Consider the following 18,458-nt stretch of genomic DNA (forward strand, 5'->3'; position numbering starts at 1 on the left):
GGGGCGTCTGTTGCGAAATAATACTAGCATCTCCGTGCAGAGCCATGAATAGCCGGTTTTCCCTTGAGAAGTGAACCTTTTATACTTAAAAGGACTATAAACTAAGAGGAGTGGAACGGCTTTGACTCATGACACAGCAGCTTTAAATCGGCGGAGCGAAATGCTCAAGATACGGATTGGCAAAATGATTGCACGGGAAAATCAGTACGGATTGGGAGATCAGGAGAGCCATTTACTACAGCGTTTTATACGAGAGCTTCACCAAACCGAACACGAACGGAAATCTAGCCATCAATAACCTATTTTTAGCGGCAAAAAAATTATTTACCCCACATACTTCGCTAATGAGATCAGTGCGGTAATCGTTATAATATTAAGAATCGTTGAAATTAAAACGGTTTGTGAAGCAAAATCCGGCTCATTGCCATATTCCTCGGCCAGAATCGTACTATTGACCCCGCTTGGCATACCTGAGGCGATGAGCAGCGCTTGCGCAGGAATCCCCCGAAGTCCTAAAAGCAGAATGATTGCGTAACCGATAAGCGGGGCGACTAACAAGCGCAGAGCAACGCTGATGTAAACGTCCAGCCGATCCAGTCTTAAAGGGTATTTCACGATCTGGGCTCCCAAGGTAAGCAGTGCAATAGCTACCATAGAGTCGGCAATATAGCCTAGAGGTTTCGAGATAAAATAGGGGAGAGGCAAATGCAGCACGTGAAAAACCATGCCCAGGACGAGGGCATAGGGGACCGGCATTTTTAGAAAGCCGATCAATGCTGCCTTCAGCGTTCCTCCGGATTTGGCCCTTTGCACGGACATAACCCCATATGTAAAGGTAACGAGGCTTTGAAAGGTCATGATGAGCGCTTGAAGCGATGAGGCGAGCGGATCCCCTTTGAACGCCAGTTCATTAACCGGTAGTCCGTAGTTCCCCGAATTGTCCAGAATCAGGCTGTTTGTGAAGGCGGCTTTCATTCCGCGGCTGAACTTCAGACGCCGACTGACGAGCATGCTCACACCATACAGCGCCAGAACGTACAAGATATAAAATCCTGTAACACTTCCTAATAGCTCCGGAGACATTTCCGATTGATACATACTTAAGAATACGACGGCCGGTGTCACGTAATAGAAATTAATCTTGGCCAGCGTATATAGATCAAGGCGGAAGGCGCGGTGCATCAAAGCGCCAAATCCAATCAGCACAAAAATAGGCAGGACGACGTCCAATAAAATGTCCCCGATCATCGTGGTGTCACTTCTTTCAGCATGGATGTATTCTGCCTAAAAGGGCAGTCTGCTAGTTATTATATCATGCTCCTTTTGCCTAGGTTGTTGATTGGTGGAATAGTTTGTTACAATTCCAATTTTATAGGGGGCACCTGCATGGATGAACTTTCAATACACAAAAATCCCATACTGGCGGATGTGAAGCGGATTGTCACATTAGAATTAGAGATGACCAAATTCAATAATGAGCGTTCCTTAACGGCCAAGGAACATCATTTAACCGTAAGCCAAGTAGGTAGTACGACACTGCTAATGGACCTTGGAATGCCGGAATCGAGTTATTACAATCGGGTAATAGGCTTTGGACTTTCGGATTTGGAACGACTTTCAGACATTGTAGGGATTTATGAAGCTGTAAATATAGCTCCTTGTTTTGATATGACGCCGGATATGCAGCACAGCCGGGTGGCACAGGCATTATCGGATCATGGATATGTTCCGCAGCTACAGCTCGCTTACCTTCAAGCGGAGCTTTTAAACGCCAAAGATCAAATCTGGCAGGTGAAGGAAAGCCTGGGGAGTACTTTGTCCATCTCCCGGGTGTCATCGCAGTCCGAGGCCAAACAATTCATTGATCTGGTGGCTCGGTCTCATCAAGGCATGGAACTCACTGAAAAACTAATCGAGCAAAAGAGCCGCTATTACTACCGCGATGATTTTCAAAACTTTGTAGCTTACATAGGGCAGGAGCCTGCCGCATTAGCATCTTTGTTTATTCATGGGAATAATGGTTACGCCGCCAACGATTTTACTTTCCCCGCATTCCGGGGCAAAGGTTGCCAAACAGCATTGATCTGCCATCGACTAAGTACGGCGAGTAGGTTAGGGCTGGATAGGGTTTTCGCAGATGTGGAATTTGGAACGACAAGCCATGCCAATATGCTCAAAGCCGGATTTCAAAATGTATTTATTAATACGTTTTGGTTGAAGAACAAATCCTAAGTAAAATACGACGAAAACGAAAAGCCCTGAAAAACGTCCGATGAATTCCAGAGTGTGGCAGGGCTTTAGATCTCCTCCTCTTACTCTTACGGTAGCAGTTACCGTTACCGTTGGGACTTACAAACTAAATGTATTTTCTACAGTTAAATCCCGCCTATTTGGAACCTTTGAGTATTTAAATGCAGAAAGTGCAGTTAAAATCAGCAAAACGGACCTGCCAAGGCAAATTGCATCATTTTAGATGTACGAAATGCAACTAAAATTCCAAAAGCTTCAATTTATGCAGAAATAGATGCATAATACATCTACTAGCGGATAGCGAAGAGACAAGAAGCAAAAGGATGTGATCAAAAGTTAAACTACCCCTAGCCCTCGGTCGATCTCCCCTGAAAGTACGCCTAATAGATCGGCGAGACTCAAAGGACGCCATCAGGCGTTTTTCTTAATGTTTACCGGAGGCAAGCCTCGGCAGTTTAAGTAATAGTTGGTTCATTACCTCGGATAAAACGAGCCCGATGGCGATGGATCCTGAAATAAGGAACGCCTGAGCGGCAAGCTGAAGCGCCAGGTTGTATTCGTTTTCCACGAACCGCCGCATGGCATCGTAAGCCAAACCGCCAGGAACGAGCGGAATGATCCCCGCCACGCTAAATATGATCACTGGCTTTTTATATATTCGGGCAAACAGCTGACTGATCCCTCCAACGATAAAAGTCGCCGCAACGGTGGAAAAAACGGCATCCATACGCGGGTTGAGAATGACATAGACCATCCAGCCGATCATCCCCGATATACCGCATTGGATAAGTGTACGTCTGGGAGCATTAAATAGCATGGCGAATGCTGCAGAAGAAATGAAGCTTGTAATTAGTTGAACCGTAAAAAATCCCACGTTCTTTTCGTCTCCTTCCAAACTATCCGCTCAAAACAGGGTAAACACAACAGCAACCCCGGCGCCGATGGCAAACGCCGTAAGAAAAGCTTCCGCACCGCGCGACAATCCGGAGACGAGATGTCCGGCCATTAGGTCTCTGACGGCATTAGTGATCAGCAGTCCGGGTACAAGTGGCATCACCGAACCGATGATAATCTTATCCAGTTCTTGACCGACGTTCAGCGTTACGAGCAGAACTCCAAGCAAACCAACCAATAAAGACGCCGTGAACTCGGCAAAAAATTTAACTTTAACAAGGTGATGAAATAGTAAAAAACCAGAAAAGCCTAGACCGCCGCACAGGACACCTGGAATAAAATCTGAAGCTCCTCCTCGGTACATTAAAGTGAAGCAGCCGCTGGCAATGGAGGCGGCTGCGATCTGCAACCACATAGGATAAGCTACTTTGGATCTCTCTATGTCTCGAAGCATGGCGTGAGCTTCATCGGCATTCATCTCTCCACGCCCTAATTTTCGAGAAATATCATTAACGGCAGCGACCTTCTGCAAGTCAGTTGTCCGTTCTACAATACGAATTAATTTGGCGGACTCGCCTTCTCCGCACTGGAAAACAATTCCCGTAGGCGTAACATAACTGTCTGACCCTTTAAGCCCCAACGCATCAGCCATCCGAGTCATCGTATCTTCAACACGGTAGGTTTCTGCTCCGCTTTGCAGCATGATTTTCCCTGCCAAAAGGCAAACCTGGATAGGCTCTTGTAGAGCTTCCACTGGTTCGTTATTCATCACCAATTCATCCTTTCACCCTTATGCAGTCATTATAGCATGTGAGGCATTGGAGGCGAAGACGACAAAATCATGTTAAGTGCAATCGAAAAATGTCGAAAATAATCGAAATTTAGCAGAAAATATGATATGTTATATCCATTATTGTGATAGACTTACATAAACGAAATGTGTTTAGCTTCGAATCTACACCTTAGAGAGGTACACTCTAAATGCTGGAAAGCTTACTCAACAATTTCACTTTGCTGACAACGGTACTTTTCTTCGGCCATATGGTAACGAGCAAATATTTTGCGCGTAGAAAACGAACCCCTGTAATCCGAATTCTTATCGGATTTGTATTAGGTCTCTTTGGCGTTGTTCTTATGTATTATACGTTCCCCATTCATGCGAACGCTGTCGCTGATTTCAGGCAACTGCCGATACTCATCTCCGTTTATTTGGGAGGGGGAATTGCCGGTATAGCCTCAACCTTGATCATTGCGGTTTACCGTCTCTTGTTTCTTCACGGCTTTAGTTTGTATTCTTCGATCGCGGCCTTGACGACTCCGATCACACTAGTTATATCCCTCATTTTCCTGCGTTATCGAAGGCTATCCTTAAAGAGATGGACTGCAGCTGTAGCTCTATCCGCCTTAAACACGGCGATATTTTTGTATATTTTGCTCGAGAGCAATTGGCTGGAGCCGGTCTTAATCTTTACGTCAATGTTTATGATTGGGGGATTGTTTACTTATACCCTGCTTAGGCATATGCGGAGTACGGATGATTCCATACGTATGATGCAGGATGCGGCTAACCGTGATTTTTTAACCAGCCTTTATAATTCTCGAGCGTTTGAGGTCATGATGGAACAAAAAGTCGGCTACGCCAATCGTGATAATCTTCCCTTTACCATTCTACTCATCGATATCGATCATTTTAAACTAATTAACGATAACTATGGTCACCCTGCGGGCGATGCGGTCCTGCTGCAATTTGCTGATGTACTTAGAGAGACGTTCAGGCCGAAAGATCGAATCATCCGCAAGGGAGGCGAGGAGTTTGTGGTCATTATAGATCAATGCAATGAACAGCAAATTATTACAATTGGTGAGCGACTTCGGAAAAATGTTGAGGAGCATCCTTTTATGCTTCCGAATGGCACGGAACTGAAATTAACAATCTCAGCCGGAAGTGCGACGTATCCGAGTATTTCGGCAGAAGATCTCTTCAACAAGGCGGATCAGGCGCTTTACAAAGCAAAGGAGGCGGGGAGAAACCGGATCTACCGGGCTTTGTAGTAGCTCTTTAGTTAACGTTCGGGTAACCGTCGCATTGTGTTCGATTATTGTTTTTGAAATCTATTATTCGACAAAGTAGACATCCGATAATGAATGGGATCATCGAAATATATAAATATAAAATTTTTCGGGGGATATCTTTATGAAAAAAACTATGTCATTGACGATCCGCTCAAGAATGATCATTTCCTACCTTGTTGTTCTACTCGTTCCATGCTTAATCATTGGTGGAGTATCTTACTCTAAAGCGAGTAAACAAGTTGAAAGTGAATTAATGCACAGCGCGCAAGAGAACGTGAAAGCGGCTGACTCGATTATTTCGCAGAACATAAAGAACAAGATTACGGATATCGAGTACTTTGGAAATTTGTATACAGCTGATGCGGTCAATGAAGCCGTCGCTACTGGAGATGTGGCGATTAAAGAAAAATTCAAGCAATATTTGGCGATCCATAAAGACGCTCTCGATATTTATATCGGAACAAGCAAGGGTAAAATTTTGCTGGGTTCTAATAATAAGCTTCCTGAAGGATTCGATCCGCGAAAACGGGACTGGTATGTTGGCGCTTTGAAGCAGCCGGGAAAAGTCAACGTTTCATCTATCTTTACTTCGATCGACGGTAATCCGGTGGTTTCTATTTCCAAAACATTGCCGGGTGGTGATGGTGTTGTATCTGTCAATTTGAATTTGTCCGATATATCGGAGATGACTAAATTAAAGGTGGGCAAAGAAGGGTTTATTGTTATTTTCGATAGTGCCAAAAAGGTTTTGAACCACCCTTTAGGGAAAACCGGAGAAGAGCTCAAGGAAGACTTTGTAGGGAAAATGTTTCAATCAGATACCGGTACTTTTGATTACCAGCTTAAAGACAAGCCTTATAAAATGAGCTTCCAGAAAAATGAACTCACCGGCTGGCGCATCGGGGGAACGCTGAGTCAAGGCGAAGTTGCCAAAGAAACATCGGGAATCCGCAATACTGTACTGCTCGTCATGCTCATCTCTATGCTGGGCGCGGGTGTCATTGTATTCATAAACGTTCGTTCGGTCATTAAACCGCTGCAGCGACTAAAGCATTCGACGAAAGTTCTTGGAGCAGGGGATCTTACGGAAAAGCTGGATGGATTCCGTTCGGATGAAATCGGCGAACTGGCCACAAACTTCCAGCTTATGGTCGACAATTTGCGCAGCATGGTTGAAGGCGTTCAGGAGATGACCGAAAGCGTGTCCGCATCCGCAGAGGAACTGTCTGCGGGGGCAGAGCAAACGACAAAAGCGATCGAGCATGTCACAATCGCCATACAAGACGTAGCTGTAGGCAGTGAACAACAGCTGCGCAGTGTGGAAAATGGCATGAGCAGCGTAGACACGATGACCCAGCAGGTCAACTTTGTCTCCGGAAATATCCAGGATATTACACAAACGATGTCGGAAACATCGGATTCTGCAAAACAAGGCACGTTGCTGGTAGACAGTGTACAGCAAAAGATTCAAGGGATACATGAATCCGTTGGAGATCTGTCGAAGGTAGTTGATTCGCTGAATCAGCGGGCAACCCAGATTGGCAGCATAGTCAGTGTTATGGGAGAAATCGCAGTACAGACCAATTTGCTCGCTCTAAACGCTTCCATTGAAGCAGCACGGGCCGGGGAACAAGGCAGAGGTTTCGCCGTCGTTGCCTCTGAAGTGCGCAAGCTTGCGGAAGGCTCCGGGCAATCCGCCGACCAGATCAAAGGTCTGATCGGGCAGATCCAGGTTGAAATGAAGCAGGCGGCAGACACGATGGAGGAAGTAAAAGATAAAGTATCCGAAGGTATTATCGCCGTCGATCAGTCGGGCAAATCCTTCAGCTCGATCAGCGAATCGGTGGTTAGCGCCGCTGAAGTCATGCGTGCGGCGGCAGCAACTATGCAAGGGGTTGCTAATGAAGCCAATGCAGTGGAAGGGGCCATTGACCAAATTCGTAGCCTTTCCGAAGAAGCGGCAGGCAATACGCAGACGATTTCTGCAGCAGCCGAGGAGCAGCTAGCCTCTGTCGAGGAGATAGCGTCCTCCTCAGCCGACCTTAGCAAAATGGCCGAGCAATTGCAGGAATTGGTGGGCCGGTTTAAAGTTTACAAGGATGAGTAATGCGTATAAAACGGCAATAACAAAATTGATCAACGCGCGAAGAATAGATATCGTGGAGCTTACTGTTCTCGTTGAGCCCACTTTAACCTTTTACTAGATGTATTTAGTACAGTTAAATTTCGCTTTATTGCCAGTATTGAGCATTTAAATGCAAAAAGTGCAGCTAAAAGGAACAAAATACCCTTACCGATACAGATTGTTCCAGTTTAGATGCACATTTTGCAGTTAAAATCCAAAAATACACATTCATCCCATAAATAGCTGTACTAAATACACTTACTGATGGACCTCGGCCTCATTTTCGTCATCGTCACCGTCATATCCGTTCAATAAATCCGTACCGTGCATGGCGTCCGGGTCAGGTGCTACAGGGTCAACAGGGCTATTCATTTCGATTTCATCGGCATCGGGCACATCGGGAAGCGTATTAAACCGGTCCAGTTCGTTTTCATCCGTCATTTCCGCCGTCTTTTGTTCGTCTTCAGGAATCACCTGCGAAACAGCTCCTCTCTGGATTTCCACATTTATACAAGGAGTTTACCCTAAAAAAGAGCTTTCAAACGTAAATGAATCGCTCCTTTTTGTTTTTTTATTGACTTTCTTTGGCAACTACGGCTACAATTTTTTCATACAATCTTGGACGGGCTTGTACTTTTCTAACTGAAGGTGAATTGATGTGGTAACCATTTATGATATTGCTGAAAAAACGGGCTTTTCTCCAACGACCGTATCCAAAGTGTTTAACGGGTATGCAGATGTCAGCCAGAAGACGCGCCGAAAAATACTAGATACGGCCGAGCAGCTTGGCTATTTGCCTAATGCACATGCTCGTTCGCTGACAACAAAGCGCTCCTGGACGATTGGGGTGCTTTTTGTTGAGCCATCGGGCGCGGGGATTCTCCATCCTTACTTCGCAGGTGTAATCGAAGGCTTCAAACGTGTGGCTACCTCCAAAGGCTATGACCTGATGTTCATCTCTAAAGATATCGGCGGAAAAAAGAGCGGCTACCTGGAGCACTGTAAAATTCGCGGAGTTGACGGTGTTGTTGTGATTTTACCGGACTATAGGGACCCTTATTATGCAGAGCTGCTGGAATCGAGCATTCCTTGCGTTCTACTGGATCAGGAATCCGTGAGCAAGAGCACAATCTATTCGGATAACGTAGAAGGCAGTAAACGAGCTGTAGAGTATCTTTATGCCTTAGGACACCGGAGAATTGCCCATATTGGCGGGGGACAGTCTTTTGCCGGAGAGAAGCGGATGCAGGGATATTTGCAAGCCATGAAGGAACTGGGTGTTCCAGCCAATCCCGAGTATATTATTCAAGGCAGCTATGACTATACCGTTGAGAGCGGAAAGCACGCCATGGAAGAACTGCTGCGGTGCAAGCAAGTTCCAACGGCGGTATTTGCCGCAGGAGACAACCTGGCTGTCGGCGCGATGATGGCGATCAGAGAGCATGGGTTAAGTGTACCCGGGGACATTTCTATCGTTGGGTTTGATGATATAGAAATGGCAAAATTTTTAACGCCTGCGCTTACAACCGTTCGGCAAAATACATATTTGCTTGGCAGCAGAGCGGCCGACATGTTAATCTATTCCATAGAAGAAGGCGCCAGCAGTCAGTCCGATATGATATCGGTTGAGCTTGTGGTGCGGGACTCTTGTCGTCCGATTTGAGCAGGCTTCTTTTTTTATCACATTTCGAAACCGGTTTCGATTTATTTAAGAAAATATACCATTAACATTGAATCTAGGAGGTAAATGACATTATGCCTAACTATTCCTTCGACCAAAACGCTTTTGTCATCGATCAATTTGATCAAGCCAAGCCGTTCTCCAGCTTTCTCCCAGGCCTTGCCGGTCTAAAGGGGATTCCGATGTGGACGTTCTACGTCAATCGCGGCCAAGCGATTTGCAGTTTCGGCATTCGCGACAAAAACAGCCCGATCATGGAGTTCTCACCGGCGAGTATATCGTACCAATCTGTAGGAATGAAGGGGTTCAGAACTTTTATTAAGGCGGCTGGGAGAAGCGGAATCTATGAGCCTTTCCAAAACGCTATTCCGGATTCGTCTGTAAAACGCACTATGCGTATTTTACCCAATGAATTGATGATTACGGAAGAGTGTGCAGACTCCGGGCTACGTATCAGCATCACTTATTTTCAAATGCCTAATGAAGATTATGCCGCTTTGGTTCGTAAAGTAGAGATTACGAATATTTCAGGGGCTCCGGTGAACCTGGAGATGCTTGACGGGCTACCTGAAATACTTCCGTATGGAACCGAAAATGCCGGTTACAAGGAAATCGGGAACCTGCTGCGAAGCTGGATGCAGGTAGATAACCTGGAACAGGGAATCCCTTATTATCGCCTTCGTTCCAGTACACATGACGAGGCCGAAGTGAGCGAGGTGCTCAGCGGTCATTTTTACATATCATTTGATCGGGATGGGCAGATGCTTCCAACGCTCGTCGATTTTGAGACTATTTTTGGAAGCAACACCTCTCTGGCGTATCCAAACCGGTTTGCCGAACTTCCGCTTGCCCAGCTCACATCTGAGGAACAGTTTCCTGTAAACAAGGTGCCTTGCGGATTTTCAGCATTTACGGCAGAGCTAAACTCTGGTCAAAGCACGAAGCTGTATACCGTAATCGGACACATCGACAGCGTGGAGCGGCTGAATGCAAAAGCGCCGTCCATTGCCGATCCGGAATATATTGAACGTAAATACAAAGAAGCGGGTGAACTAACCTCTTCGTTGACGGCTGACATGACGACCAAGTCGGCGCTTCCGCTTTTTGATGCTTACTGCCAGCAGTGCTATTTGGACAATTTCTTGCGCGGAGGGTATCCCTTCATCTTTGAGAACGGCAAAGACGGATTTGCCATTCATTTGTACTCTCGCAAGCATGGTGATTTGGAGCGGGATTACAACTTTTTCTCCATCGCTCCCGAATATTACTCCCAAGGGAACGGAAACTTTCGGGATGCCAATCAGAATCGGCGCAGCGACATTTATTTCAATCCTAGAATCGGTACATTCAATATCCGCACCTTCTTCAGTCTGATCCAGGCAGACGGTTACAATCCGCTTAGCGTAGAGGGAACCACCTTCCAGGTCCCGGCCGAACGGGCGAAGGAATTAACCTTGTATATAGAATCGGTTGCATCCGGCTGCAGGGAAGAACTGGTCGCACTGTGCCAAAGTAAATTTACACCAGGCAAAATCATCTCTTTCGTGCACCGGCAGAACATCGCCTTAAGTGTGGATGATACGCAGTTTCTCACCGGCATTTTGTCCATGTCGCAGCAGCATATCGAAGCTTCCTTCGGAGAGGGCTACTGGTCCGACCATTGGACTTACAACATGGATCTGATCGACAGCTACCTGGACATTTTCCCGGAGCGTAAGGAATGGCTGCTGTTTGAAGAAAAGGAATACACCTTCTTTGATAGCCCGGTCAGAGTACTCCCACGCAGCGAAAAATATGTGCTTAATAGTCAGGGGCAGGTTCGTCAATACGGGGCTCTTGTAGAGGACGAAGAGAAGATAGAGAGATTTGGGCTGATGATGAAGAGCACAAATTGGCTAAAGACTCAGTATGGAGCAGGTGATATTTACCGTACCAACCTGTTCGTGAAGCTGCTCTCCCTCGCGCTGAACAAATTTGCTACGCTGGACCCTTACGGTATGGGGGTAGAGATGGAGGGGAATAAGCCGGGCTGGAACGATGCGATGAACGGATTGCCGGGCTTGTTCGGATCGGGCATGAGCGAAACGTTTGAGTTGAAGAGAATGCTCCAATTTATGCTTGGTTCTGCACGTGAAGCGGCGGTTAGCTGCACTGCTGCACCAGATGAAATAGCCAGCTTTCTAAGTGAGGTCAGTACTCTTCTTCAGAAGTATATGGTTGGATCGCTTGAGCAGTTCGAGTATTGGGATCAGGTTGCTTTCGCCCGGGAACGCTATCGCGAACAAATCCGCTTTGGTATTTCCGGGACAGAGCGTCAGCTTTCAATGAAAGAGCTAGCAGTGCTATTTGAGCGAATGCTAAACAAGCTGGAGCAAGGAATCAGCCAGGCGATTCAGCTTGGGGACGGACTCACACCGACTTACTTTGTATTTGATGCAGTGGAATATGAGCCTGTACGCAATGAAAAAGGTGCGCCTATAATCGGAGAATATGGTCTGCCGAAGGTTGTCGTGAATAAGTTTTCTGCCCGCCCGCTGCCGTATTTTTTGGAGGGCCCTGCTCGCTGGATGAAGACGATAGGCGATGTGAACGAAGCCAAAGCGGTTTATGATAAAATTCGGTGCAGCGATCTGTTCGATAAACAGATCAAAATGTATAAAACTTCAGTCAGCCTAAGTGAGGAAGGTCATGAGATCGGTCGCATTCGGGCTTTTACGCCGGGGTGGCTGGAACGGGAGTCCGTATTCCTTCATATGAGCTATAAATATTTGCTCGCTCTGCTAAAAAGCGGCCTAACCGAGCAGTTTTTTGCCGAGATCAAAACATCGCTGGTTCCGTTTATGGACCCGGCTGTATATGGCCGAAGTACGCTTGAGAATTCGTCATTTATCGCTTCCAGCGTTAACCCGGATCCGAACACTCACGGCAGAGGGTTTGTAGCCCGGCTAAGCGGATCAACGGCAGAATTTCTTAGCATGTGGATCTTCATGATGGCTGGAAAGCAAATTTTCCGAATGGTTGACGGGGAACTGCGGCTTCAGTTAAACCCCGTACTTCCGGGCTGGATGTTCGATGAACGAGGCGAGGTAACTTTCCGCTTCCTGGGGCAAACAGATGTCACCTATCGAAATCCACGAAAGAAGAGCACGTACGGAGAAGACCCGGCAAGGGTGCAAAAAATGACGGTCTTCAAACATAATGGGGACACCGTAGAAATTAGCAGCTCGCAAATTTGCGGTAAGCTAGCGGAGGAAATTCGCAGCGGTGGAGCCGAACGAATTGAGGTAGAACTAGCCTAATAGTTTCATACAAATACGATTGACAGCGTGATAGGGACTTCGGATTTTGTGCACGGCTTACGGCCTAAAGCATCCGAGGTCTCTTTTTTATTTGCACTTTTCTTATTATTTTGAAAACATGCATAGATTAAAATTGATATAGACGGTAAAATAACTGTTGGTAAGTCAACCTAAAAATATTTATCTTTATTTCCATATAATTGAAGGTTTTAATTGGAATGCATCGAATTGTAACTAAGTAGCTCTTAAATCTTTGGCAGAGGTGCTGTAATGAAGGGTTTTGTAAAAGGTGTGGCTGTTGTATTTGTAATGCTATTGGTTGTTTTCTGTGCATATTTGTTGGAAAACCCTGCTGAAAGACAGAGAAGTGAACAGATCATTAATCACTGGGAGATTTTTTGGACGGATACTTTTAATCCGGCAATGAGCGAGGGTGAGCTGCAAGCACGGAGCGGGTGGGTTAATGTAGATCGGAACTCTCCGGAACCGATAAAGCCATATCCCAATGCTTCTCAATGGATAAAAATCAGCATTCCGCAATTGAAATATAAAAATTCGGCTATTTTTTTCGAAAAAATATATGGCTATCATATCGTCGTTAAGATGGGCGATGAAATATTATATGAGTCAGAGAGAAACTACAATTATGAGATAAATACGATATTGTTGCCTTTGAAATCCAAAGATGCTGATAATACGCTGTATATCGGGATTAATTCGGATAAAAGAATCGGAATCCAAAAAAATATTAAAATCGGAGAATTTAGTCAACTCCAGAATGAGTTTTTCAAAAGCAATATAACCGATTTTATTTTGGGCAGTGCTCTAATATTTATAGCTGCTGTTATGTTGATTTGTACCTTCTTTCTAAAGACTGAAAATTTGAAAAGCTGGGTCTCACTTAATGTTGTTATACTGACGAGCGGAACTATTGTTATAACGTATTCTTCTTTCCTTTACTCACTTTTTGGCAAGTATGGGGCCTTTTTTGTATCACTCTTTGACCTATCCTTATTTATACTTTTGCCTGCATTCACTTATTTCTTCGAGTGTATATTCGGAAGCGGCATGTTTTCTATAATAACAAAGTATCGAAAATTTCAGGTTGTTTACTCTGCTTTTTGTATCGTGCTGATGTTTGCTGACCAGATCGCGGATCATCGTTTTTTTAATATATATAGAATTGCGACAGCAACAGTGCTTGGCGTTATTATGATAGTACAGTTTATTTTACTGGTTACTGTCTCCTCGATTTATACGTTTAGGGGAAATACTGAAGCGATAATCTTCTCGATAGGTTTTGTTATATTTGCTGTTTTAGGATTGGGCGAACTCCTGATGTTCTACTTAAAGTCGGAATATTATGACCTTTTTCTGTGGAAATGGGGAGTGGTTTGCTTCTTGATCTCACTGATTATCATTCTGGGGAAAAAATTTGCGCGAAGCCATGAACAGGTAGTTCAATATTCGAAAGAGTTGGAAATGTTCAATAATGAACTCCAGAGATCCGAGAAAATGGAGATTATCAGTGAATTGGCTGCCTCCGTTGCCCACGAAGTGAGAAACCCGCTGCAAGTTACCAGAGGTTTTTTGCAGCTCCTTGCTGAAAAGCAGCAAAACTCGGATAAAGTATACCTGAATATGGCCTTGGAAGAATTGGATCGAGCCTCCGGAATTATTACCGATTTCTTAACATTTGCCAAACCTGAAGCTGGAAAAGTAACCGTTCTGAACGTGCTGGATGAATTTATCCATATTGAAGGGATTTTAATTCCGCTCGCGAATTTGCAGGGGGGCAAAATATCCGTCCATATTCCAAAAAATATTTATGTAAAAGGAAACTCCTCTAAATTTAAACAGGCATTTATTAATATCATCAAAAACAGTATCGAATCCTTAAGAGGAGAAGGAGAAATCCAGATTTGGGCCTATGAAGAGGATCAGAAGGTTTCCATACACATTAAGGATAATGGCGAAGGGATGGACGCGGATGTACTTGCCAGATTGGGGGAGCCATACTTTTCCAATAAAACAAAGGGTACAGGGCTTGGTCTTATGGTTACGTTTCGCATTATCGAAGTGATGCAGGGAAAAATATCGTTTACTAGTGAAAAAGGAGTAGGCACCGAAGCAATTATCCAGTTTCCATCCGTTAAAATGACGGAAGCCTTACCGGAATAATCGAATCGTTTCCTACCCCTATTTTAGAGGAGGGTTACGCTCCCCAAACTGCATTCGGTTTAACATCAGATGCAACTACGCCTGACGGATTTTGCGGGAGAACAAGGTAGAATTCGTCAGAGTTTTCTTCAACAGCTTTAATCTTGATGTGATCAGGGAAGGATACACCCAATACTTCTTGAATAGCTGCTTTAGGGTCAGCGAGAAGTTTGGCTTTGAAGCTTGGGTCTTGCCATGCTTTTTGAATTACTTGTGATTGAAGAGCTCCTGTTGACATGAAATCACCCTTTCATTTAAAAATGGTTATATTTTCCTTTTTAGTATACCATGGATTAAACTATAAATCTAGGAACGAATCATATTTTTCGATAACCAATATTCCAATCCACCTTGCATCAGCAATTCACGTTCATGACGTAGTTGACCTGCTCCTTGCTGTAAGTTCTGCCGCAAATACTCATGGAAATGATATAAATGCGGAATCATAGATGCTATGTTTGCAAGAGAGTTATGGTTCCCATTAGCCAGTTCGGCGTAACGCGACAAGACGTCCTGTACATATAACGCCTTCGTAATCTCCTCCGAAGTGGGCCTGACACCATTAGGAAGCTGTAACTCCTTTTGAATTGTAGAAATTAAGCAATTATAGCTGCCGTCTTTTAAATCCTTCTCCCAATCCTCCCAATCATCCAGCATCTGCAGCGTAATAAGTACCTTATCAACCGCATTCTCAAAGGTAGAAATGAGGTTTTCACGTCCGGTAAGGAGCAGCGATCCGGCGATACATAGCTTCACAGGTGAAGCCTTGTGGGCCACTAGGACAGGATTTTCCTGAAAGAAATCGCATTCGTTTTCCCGGGTCACAGCGTCCGCCCATTCTGCGGTGTATTTTCGATAGTAGGTCCAAAAAGGGGAGGCCGCAACAAAATAGTTGCTGTACATTTGAGTAAATTCAAATCGGACCAGGTCTGCTAGTGGAAGCTGATACTTACTTTTTTGATCAGGCTCATCCATGAGCTCGTCGATCAAGTGATAGTACATCATGCCTAGAAGGTTGGCGACGGTAAACTGGTGGATATCCTTCAGTTCCGTTCCAGCCGCTTCCTTAAGCCAATACGGCAGCAGGTAGCAAATATAATTCTTGGACCGGTTCTCTTTCAAAGCATGAAATTTATCCAGGTAATCGGCAGCCTGTCCCCGGAAGCGAGTGGGCAGACTGGATAGGATCGATTCGGCGTCGGCGAAAGCTCCTTCTAGATCCTTCTCAAAGCTCGTAAACCAGTTCACGATTTGACCCCCTTTTCATAAAAATACCAATTATAATTATAAAATAGATTTAGACTTTATGGTACTTTTATCCTAAAAAACATACGTAGGCGAAGGAGGAGCATATGAAAGACAAAACCGTCATCATTACAGGAGCCAACTCGGGTATGGGGCTTGCATCGTCTGCCGAACTAGCTCGCCAAGGAGCTTACGTTATAATGGCTTGCCGTAATAAGGAGCGTGGACAGCAGGCTTTGGAGCAGGCGAAACAAATCAGCGGTTCCAACAGGCTAGAGCTAGCTATTTGTGATCTGCAGTCGCTGGATAGTGTACGAGAGTTTGCAGCTTGGTTTAAGGAGCGTTATCCAGTTTTAGATGTGCTGCTAAACAATGCGGGAATTATGTCCTTAAAGCGGCAGATCACCCCGCATGGGTTCGAAGCCCATATGGGGATTAACCATCTGGGACATTTCCTGCTTACCTCGCTACTGATGGAGCCGCTAAAGGCAGCCGAGCAGGGGAGAATCGTGAACGTTTCTTCCGGGGCTTACAAAATCGGCAAGATTCACTACGAAGACATCACACTGGAGCGAGGTTACAACGCGGCTAAAGCTTATGCGCAGTCGAAGCTGGCTAACATTTTGTTTACCAAGGAATTGGCCCGGCGACTTGCATCGACGCAGGTAACTGCTAACTGTCTGCACCCCGGGGCCGTCGCGACAAGCATCGGCGTAGACCGAGCTACGGGGTTCGGGAAATCCGTGATGGCGATGCTGCGACCTTTTTTCCTAACGCCGGAGCAGGGGGCAGCTACAGCAATTTACCTTGCGACCTCCGAGGAAGTGGCCGAGCAAAGCGGCCAATATTTTTACAAAAAGAAGCCGCAGCGGCTAAGCGCCAGAGCGGATGATCCGGAACAAGCGCGGAAGCTGTGGGTATGGAGCGAGCAACAGGTGGGATATAAGGTCCCCCTTTAACCGTATCCGGGGCGAGAAATAAGCTGATTTTTGATTAGCAGAGCAAATGAAATATGCAGATGAACGAGTAAACAATGCTGTAAGGAATTCTGTGGTCGAAGAACTGAATAGATGTATTTTGTGCAGTTAAAAATCGCTTTGGTGGGAGCCTTAAGCATTTAGCTGTAAAAAGTGCAGTTAAAAGGAGCCAAATAACCCTTCCAAGCCAAATGGATCTGTTTTAGATGCACAAAATGCAGTTAAAATTTTAAATTGCACATTTTTCAGAAAAATAGATGTACAAAATACAACTAGCTATGAATGTTGAGAGAGGCATGAGCCCTGAATGTATGAACCCATAAATGCTTGCAATCTGCTCATTTCCTCGCTCAGCGCCAGCGAATGAGTTTGCACACAAAAAACCGTCCGTTATTTTCCCGGACGGTTTTTTGTGCGGTTATGCTTTTTAAATCATTCCTTAGCTTAGCTCTATCTTATAATGCGATGAGATCACGGGAAAGCGAGTTCAGCCGTTCTATACCGTTATCTGTGATGAGTACCATATCTTCAATCATTACGGCACCTACACCGTAACCATAGTATGGGGTTTCTAAACATATAACCATACCCGGCTTGAGAATGGTTTGTTCCGTGCCGCTAACAAAGGGGGCTTCTTCGGTAGACAGCGCTAACCCAATGCTGTGGCCCAGATGGCCGCGGTTGTAATTCGGCAATCCAGAGCGCCGAATTACTTCCATACCGGCTTTAAAGATGTCAGCCATAGGTACGTCAGGCCCGGCTAGTTCCAGCATGCGGTCATGGCCAGGGCGGAGTGCCTCGTAAGCCCGCTTAGCCGCATCGGTCGGCTTGCCGAGGGTGAAGGTGCGGGCGATATCGGAGCCGTAGCCTTGGACATCGACACCGACGTCGAACTTGATCGTATCGCCAGGCGCAGCAGGGTGCGTCCGGAATAGTGACGCCGGTGCAAAATCCGGTCCGACGGAGATCGTCGTGAACCGTTCGGTGAAACCGATGGCCCGGCGGTAGGCCGCGATGTGAAACGCCGCGGCCAGCTCGGCGGCGGTTACGCCGGGCCCGATCTTTGGCAGCACTTCGCCGATGGCCGCCTCGGCGATGGCGCAGCTCTCCCGCAGCCGCTCGATCTCAAATCCGGTCTTGATGGACCGGAGCTCCGTAAAGAGCGGCTGCGCCTCCGCCCAGACAGCCTCTGGCAGGCTGTCTGCGAGCTTAGCGCGGGATGACGGTTTCATCCCGCTCAGCTCGGCCGCGATCCGGCCCGCGGCAGCGCCGCCGGATCCCAGCGCCTCGGCCAGCGCCACCAGCGCGGCTTCCGGCCGAGGCGCATCGGGGCGTTCCCCTAGGTAACGCCCCGGCTGCAGCCCAAATGGATCGTCAAGATCGATCCATTGCGGGTAGGTGCGGATGTCAAAGCCAGGAATGACATCCGGCAGCCCAGAGGCTTCAAATTCGCTCATGAGCAGGATCGATTTCTTCGCCGGGTCGCGGAAAACGACGGCAAAAGCAGCCTCGCTCATCCGAAATGTATAAAGGAACATGCTCGGTTGCCCGGTGAGGTAGTAAAAATTTTCCGCACTGGAAGCGACAAGGGCATCCAGCTGTTCTTTTTCCAACTTTTCTCTAGCTCGTCTTGCGACGTCCTGCAGATGGTAATCTATCGTGTACTGCAGCTTGTCATCCGTGATTTGCACAAT

At 46.1% G+C, this 18,458-nt stretch carries 15 protein-coding genes; 8 read left to right on the forward strand and 7 right to left on the reverse strand.

Going from position 1 to position 18,458, the window contains the following annotated elements; genetic code table 11:
• The first annotated feature begins 121 nt into the window (after positions 1 to 121).
• On the forward strand, positions 122 to 298 hold the full coding sequence (locus ACFQ3W_RS02015; RefSeq protein ID WP_379316080.1) for a hypothetical protein: 177 nt from the start codon (positions 122 to 124) through the stop codon (positions 296 to 298).
• A gap of 26 nt (positions 299 to 324) precedes the next feature.
• On the opposite strand, the gene ACFQ3W_RS02020 is transcribed toward ACFQ3W_RS02015, so the two are convergent.
• Positions 325 to 1,248 (reverse strand): AEC family transporter, encoded by a 924-nt coding sequence (locus ACFQ3W_RS02020; protein WP_379316082.1) that lies wholly within the window; start codon positions 1,246 to 1,248, stop codon positions 325 to 327.
• A 138-nt stretch (positions 1,249 to 1,386) separates the two neighbouring features.
• Between ACFQ3W_RS02020 and ACFQ3W_RS02025 the strand changes: the two genes are divergently transcribed.
• Positions 1,387 to 2,232 (forward strand): GNAT family N-acetyltransferase, encoded by an 846-nt coding sequence (locus tag ACFQ3W_RS02025; protein WP_379316084.1) that lies wholly within the window; start codon positions 1,387 to 1,389, stop codon positions 2,230 to 2,232.
• 442 nt (positions 2,233 to 2,674) lie between these two features.
• Here ACFQ3W_RS02025 and ACFQ3W_RS02030 read toward each other — a convergent pair whose 3' ends face one another.
• Together ACFQ3W_RS02030 and ACFQ3W_RS02035 are read right to left on the reverse strand one after the other, a co-directional pair.
• A complete protein-coding gene (locus ACFQ3W_RS02030; RefSeq protein WP_379316086.1) occupies positions 2,675 to 3,124 on the reverse strand; it encodes a threonine/serine exporter family protein in 450 nt (149 codons plus the stop codon).
• Between the two features lie 30 nt (positions 3,125 to 3,154).
• Positions 3,155 to 3,913, reverse strand: coding sequence for a threonine/serine exporter family protein (locus ACFQ3W_RS02035; protein ID WP_379316088.1), 759 nt, complete (start codon positions 3,911 to 3,913; stop codon positions 3,155 to 3,157).
• Between the two features lie 212 nt (positions 3,914 to 4,125).
• On the opposite strand from ACFQ3W_RS02035, the gene ACFQ3W_RS02040 reads away from it, so the two are divergent.
• Positions 4,126 to 5,196, forward strand: a complete 1,071-nt coding sequence (locus ACFQ3W_RS02040) for a GGDEF domain-containing protein (RefSeq protein WP_379316090.1) — start codon at positions 4,126 to 4,128, stop codon at positions 5,194 to 5,196.
• A 142-nt stretch (positions 5,197 to 5,338) separates the two neighbouring features.
• Positions 5,339 to 7,324 (forward strand): methyl-accepting chemotaxis protein, encoded by a 1,986-nt coding sequence (locus ACFQ3W_RS02045; protein WP_379316092.1) that lies wholly within the window; start codon positions 5,339 to 5,341, stop codon positions 7,322 to 7,324.
• Between the two features lie 276 nt (positions 7,325 to 7,600).
• Here ACFQ3W_RS02045 and ACFQ3W_RS02050 read toward each other — a convergent pair whose 3' ends face one another.
• Positions 7,601 to 7,816 (reverse strand): hypothetical protein, encoded by a 216-nt coding sequence (locus tag ACFQ3W_RS02050; RefSeq protein WP_379316094.1) that lies wholly within the window; start codon positions 7,814 to 7,816, stop codon positions 7,601 to 7,603.
• Between the two features lie 184 nt (positions 7,817 to 8,000).
• Between ACFQ3W_RS02050 and ACFQ3W_RS02055 the strand changes: the two genes are divergently transcribed.
• From ACFQ3W_RS02055 to ACFQ3W_RS02065, 3 genes are all read left to right on the forward strand, one after another.
• Complete coding sequence (locus ACFQ3W_RS02055) at positions 8,001 to 9,005, forward strand: LacI family DNA-binding transcriptional regulator (protein WP_379316096.1); 1,005 nt, start codon at positions 8,001 to 8,003, stop codon at positions 9,003 to 9,005.
• Between the two features lie 92 nt (positions 9,006 to 9,097).
• Entirely contained in the window at positions 9,098 to 12,322 is a 3,225-nt protein-coding gene (locus ACFQ3W_RS02060) for a cellobiose phosphorylase (protein ID WP_379316098.1), read from the forward strand.
• 270 nt (positions 12,323 to 12,592) lie between these two features.
• Positions 12,593 to 14,503 carry an ATP-binding protein gene (locus ACFQ3W_RS02065; protein ID WP_379316100.1) on the forward strand — a complete coding sequence of 637 codons (1,911 nt, stop codon included), beginning with the start codon at positions 12,593 to 12,595 and terminating at the stop codon, positions 14,501 to 14,503.
• A gap of 34 nt (positions 14,504 to 14,537) precedes the next feature.
• On the opposite strand, the gene ACFQ3W_RS02070 is transcribed toward ACFQ3W_RS02065, so the two are convergent.
• Together ACFQ3W_RS02070 and ACFQ3W_RS02075 are read right to left on the reverse strand one after the other, a co-directional pair.
• A complete protein-coding gene (locus tag ACFQ3W_RS02070) occupies positions 14,538 to 14,780 on the reverse strand; it encodes an NHLP leader peptide family RiPP precursor (RefSeq protein WP_379316102.1) in 243 nt (80 codons plus the stop codon).
• Between the two features lie 68 nt (positions 14,781 to 14,848).
• Complete coding sequence (locus ACFQ3W_RS02075) at positions 14,849 to 15,790, reverse strand: hypothetical protein (protein ID WP_379316104.1); 942 nt, start codon at positions 15,788 to 15,790, stop codon at positions 14,849 to 14,851.
• 104 nt (positions 15,791 to 15,894) lie between these two features.
• Here ACFQ3W_RS02075 and ACFQ3W_RS02080 point away from each other — a divergent pair, with 104 nt between their 5' ends.
• The gene (locus tag ACFQ3W_RS02080) at positions 15,895 to 16,746 is read left to right on the forward strand and encodes an SDR family oxidoreductase (RefSeq protein ID WP_379316106.1); all 852 of its coding nucleotides are present in this window, start codon (positions 15,895 to 15,897) and stop codon (positions 16,744 to 16,746) included.
• A 473-nt stretch (positions 16,747 to 17,219) separates the two neighbouring features.
• Here ACFQ3W_RS02080 and ACFQ3W_RS02085 read toward each other — a convergent pair whose 3' ends face one another.
• On the reverse strand, positions 17,220 to 18,455 hold the full coding sequence (locus ACFQ3W_RS02085) for a M24 family metallopeptidase (RefSeq protein ID WP_379316108.1): 1,236 nt from the start codon (positions 18,453 to 18,455) through the stop codon (positions 17,220 to 17,222).
• Between the last annotated feature and the right edge of the window lie 3 nt (positions 18,456 to 18,458).

It is taken from the genome of Paenibacillus puldeungensis, assembly GCF_042678945.1.
GTDB classification, from domain to species: domain Bacteria; phylum Bacillota; class Bacilli; order Paenibacillales; family Paenibacillaceae; genus Fontibacillus; species Fontibacillus puldeungensis.

Bases quoted from the DNA above. Each gene is read 5' to 3' on its own strand.
- ACFQ3W_RS02020 (WP_379316082.1), bottom strand. From the start codon at position 1,248: ATGATCGGGGACATTTTATTGGACGTCGTCCTGCCTATTTTTGTGCTG.
- ACFQ3W_RS02025 (WP_379316084.1), top strand. From the start codon at position 1,387: ATGGATGAACTTTCAATACACAAAAATCCCATACTGGCGGATGTGAAG.
- ACFQ3W_RS02035 (WP_379316088.1), bottom strand. From the start codon at position 3,913: ATGAATAACGAACCAGTGGAAGCTCTACAAGAGCCTATCCAGGTTTGC.
- ACFQ3W_RS02040 (WP_379316090.1), top strand. From the start codon at position 4,126: ATGCTGGAAAGCTTACTCAACAATTTCACTTTGCTGACAACGGTACTT.
- ACFQ3W_RS02045 (WP_379316092.1), top strand. From the start codon at position 5,339: ATGAAAAAAACTATGTCATTGACGATCCGCTCAAGAATGATCATTTCC.
- ACFQ3W_RS02060 (WP_379316098.1), top strand. From the start codon at position 9,098: ATGCCTAACTATTCCTTCGACCAAAACGCTTTTGTCATCGATCAATTT.
- ACFQ3W_RS02065 (WP_379316100.1), top strand. From the start codon at position 12,593: ATGAAGGGTTTTGTAAAAGGTGTGGCTGTTGTATTTGTAATGCTATTG.
- ACFQ3W_RS02070 (WP_379316102.1), bottom strand. From the start codon at position 14,780: ATGTCAACAGGAGCTCTTCAATCACAAGTAATTCAAAAAGCATGGCAA.
- ACFQ3W_RS02080 (WP_379316106.1), top strand. From the start codon at position 15,895: ATGAAAGACAAAACCGTCATCATTACAGGAGCCAACTCGGGTATGGGG.